3 protein-coding genes are annotated in these 3,490 nt (G+C 44.3%); all 3 read right to left on the bottom strand.

The annotated features are described in order from the left end of the window. Positions 1-104: 104 nt before the first annotated feature. Genes DW039_RS20485 through DW039_RS21385 form a run of 3 tightly spaced genes read right to left on the bottom strand, consistent with a single transcriptional unit; the run spans position 105 to position 3,344 of the window. The gene (locus tag DW039_RS20485; protein ID WP_101690410.1) at positions 105-1,133 is read right to left on the bottom strand and encodes a tyrosine-type recombinase/integrase; all 1,029 of its coding nucleotides are present in this window, start codon (positions 1,131-1,133) and stop codon (positions 105-107) included. Beyond that, positions 1,130-2,119: a tyrosine-type recombinase/integrase gene (locus tag DW039_RS20480; protein WP_158639707.1), complete on the bottom strand. Its 990-nt coding sequence runs from the start codon at positions 2,117-2,119 to the stop codon at positions 1,130-1,132. Before DW039_RS20480 ends, DW039_RS20485 begins: the two co-directional genes overlap by 4 nt. After that, the gene (locus tag DW039_RS21385) at positions 2,112-3,344 is read right to left on the bottom strand and encodes a site-specific integrase (RefSeq protein ID WP_237476146.1); all 1,233 of its coding nucleotides are present in this window, start codon (positions 3,342-3,344) and stop codon (positions 2,112-2,114) included. The genes DW039_RS20480 and DW039_RS21385 overlap by 8 nt, the downstream gene beginning before the upstream one ends. Positions 3,345-3,490: the final 146 nt, after the last annotated feature.

Below are 3,490 nucleotides of genomic sequence, written 5' to 3'. Positions count from 1 at the left end.
GCACTATTATCCCAATTAGATTATTATCCAAAGTCGCATACAAATAGTGTTGATTATCAATTGGTACAACACCCAACTTTGTAAAACGACTTTGGATAATATTTTTATCTACCAAGACTTCTCAACCATTTTTTGAGTTCTTGGTCGCTTTCCCATACCCCATCCGTGGATGCTTTGGGGATTAAATCCTGATATGCGTTTTCCAGAGCTTCACGCTTTTGCTTAGAATCTGCCCGTGCATATATTTCAGTAGTTTTCATGGAAACATGCCCAAGAATGTCTCTGACATAGATTATGTTCACGCCGGATTGGAGAAGATGCATAGCCTTTGAGTGACGGAATGAGTGTGGCGACAACTTTCCGGGTATCAGGTCAGGACGCAACACTCTCGCAGGAGATGCGTAAAGTGAGATGATATATGCCAGACCAGTTGTTGTCAATTTTCGACCGTTTTTGTTCATGAAGAGCGGTCGGTTGGATGTGTCAGCAGTGTCTAAATCCCAATCTTCCATATACTTTTTGACAATGGCGCACAGTTTGTCCTGCAACGGAACGATGCGTCGTTTCCGCCCTTTGCCAAAGAGGGTCGCATGTGCCGGAATTTCAAAGAAGATGTCGCTTGGTTTAAGGTTCACCAATTCGCTTGCTCTTGCACCTGAGTCATAGAGAAAAGCGAGTATGGCGAGATGCCGCCTGCCATCCCTCGTATCTGTCGGGATTTGCGAGAGCAACAGTGCCATGCCCTCCGTAGTTAGGTACGAGAATGCATCGCGGTCGATTTTCTTTTGTTTAATCGCAAGTATTGCCTGCCACTGGCCCACGTGCATCGTATCATAGTACTGCATAAAGCAGGAGAACGACTTAATGGCGGCCAATCGTATGTTCCGTGTTGACACAAGGTTATTCTTTTCTTTTTCCAACCAAAAAAGGAAGTCCTTGATTGTCTGATGAGTCACATCTTTAAGCCTTACTTTGTGGGCTGGAACTGAACGCACCAATGACATAAAATCGTAGAAAAGATTAAACGTGTCGCTATAGCTTCTCAACGTGTGGGGACTGACACCGCGTTCTCCAACAAGATATTGTGTGAAGAACAGTGTGACATATTTACCAAAGTCTGTTTCTATTTTCATGGCGTATCAATGTTTGGGAAGATTGACTTCACGGCATCTCCGTTTTTTGTTACAATGTCAGGGAATAACTGGATGGTGAGTCTGACATAATTTTCCGTAGCATATACACTGGAGTGTCCGAGAAGCACCGACAATATCGGAAGAGCAGTATAAATGTCAAGGCCGGATTCGACCATATGCTGAAGCGAGTGTACAGCGAAGGTGTGGCGGATATCATGCAGGCGAGGTCCCTGATTGTGGCCAAGGTGAGATATTCCGCATTTCTCCAGAATTTCCTTGAACCTGTTGTATGCAGAGTTGGCGGAGATTCTTGTGCCGTCTGCCTTGACAAAGAACGGACCTGATGGAATGTCAAGGCCATCGGCCTTCAATCTGGCGCGATACCATAGGTATTGGGAGAAGATGGATTTCATGTTGTCATTCAAAGGTATCAACCGGTTCTTTCTGTTCTTGGTATTACGCAAAAGAACCATGCCTTTGACCATATCGACATCCTCGTTGTTAATCGAGATTGTCTCTCCGACTCGACAACCTGCGTAATACAGAAAACGAATCAAAGCAGGCATTGATATAAGGCAACTGTTGAACATGGGTTTTGGTAGAGTTGTAGCATCGGCAATGCTGAAAATTTTTGCAATTTCTTCTTTGGAGAAGATTCTTGGTACAAAAGAATTGGCCGGCCGTTTGGGCTTCGGCATAATGTATGAGTCGATTCCAATGTGGCACAGGTAGGTACAAAATCTAATCATTTGACAAGCCTTTGCGTATTTTGTGCGATCAGATTCATTAAATTGCATACTCTGCCATTCCTCGATAAGCTCGCGGGTAATCCGTTCCACAGGTTTTCCATGTCTGGCCATTATTTGATCCAGCTCTTTCATTATTGTCAGCTCATGGGCGATGTTGACACCTTGGCTCTGTCTTATGCGCAGGTATTCATTGATTACCCGGGCAAAAGAGCTTTTGAAGATTATCGTATTATTCATACAAGATGCCTCCTTTCTGATTGTAGAATTCATCCGGCACGGGCGGTACCGGCAACAAGCAGCATTTCATTGCCTCTATGTCCACGCGCAGGTAGTTCATTGTTGATGTCTGGCTTGTATGCCCGAGTATTCCGGAGATTGTCGGCAGCGGGACTTGTGAACTCAGAAGTTCCGAAGCGAGTGAATGACGCATGGCATGGATACCATGATGACGTCGCCCGGCGTTTATGCCGGCATCGCTGAACGCTTTTCTGAAACCTGTATTGACCGTGTCCTTGGAGACGCGCTGAAACGGAGGTTTAAGTGAGATGAACATATGCTCGTCATTGCATACCGGCCTTTCGCTGCGCAGATAATCTATTATTGCGTTGCCAACTTCCACAAGCAGAGGAAGTTCCACGACTTTTCCGGTTTTGAACTGCTCGATGCGGACGATATTCCTATCCCAGTCTATGTTTTTCAATTTTAGGCGTATGATATCGGAGATGCGAAGTGCAAGTCTTGCCGCAAGAAGAAACATGGCATATAGACGTTTCCCACCGACCTTGTTACGGTTTATAGCCTTCTCTATCAATTGTACCTCTTCCGGTGTATATACCGACGGTAGCTTTTCTCGAATTGGGAAACGATAGCCTTGAACCAGACTTCCGTAATGAGCAGGAACCAAACCCTCTTGAACAAGATATTGGCAAAAGCCACGGACGACCATCACTCTCTGTGATGGGTTTGACTGTGATGATGAGAGGAACTCAAGAAGCAGGGGTTCCGACATCTTGGAAAGGCTTGTAACCTCTTTTATACTCAGGAAAGATATGAGGCGACCCAGCATACGGTTATAAACTTGAACAGTTATGCTACTAACCAACTGTGATTTCTTTTTAGCCAAAAACGACTTGGCAATTTCTCCAATTTCGCCAGGCATGTCGAACGATACCCATTGCGGTTTAATTCGCCCGATTTTGCCATCCTGAAGGACTGTGTCAAGGATAGTGATAACACGTCTCCAGCGATTGGTTAGTGTGAGCTTGTCTCCCGGCAGGGAGTTTAAGAAATCAAAACCGACTTCAGAGGTATACATCGTAATTCTTTTCTGCTGCATGAAAGGTTTCAGATGCCATTCCCACAGTTCATTGTAAGTGGCCAGTGTTCTCGCACTGTAACCAGCTTCGTTCATCAATGCCTTGCATTGGTCAACGAGGTCTTGAAGTAATTTTTCTTGTGCCATATCAAATATAATTTGGTTACGACACAAGATAAAAATATTATCGGGAGCACATTATCAAAAGTGACGTTGTAAAGTATTGTTTTTTAATATTTTATACTTCAACAAAAATATCAACTTGTGATAAGTCACTAATTGGGATAATAGTG

It is taken from the genome of Bacteroides sp. AF39-16AC, from assembly GCF_003602735.1.
Lineage (GTDB): Bacteria > Bacteroidota > Bacteroidia > Bacteroidales > Bacteroidaceae > Bacteroides > Bacteroides uniformis.
The sequence above is the reverse complement of the archived record's forward strand: the minus strand, read 5'-3'. Positions and strand labels throughout refer to the sequence as shown.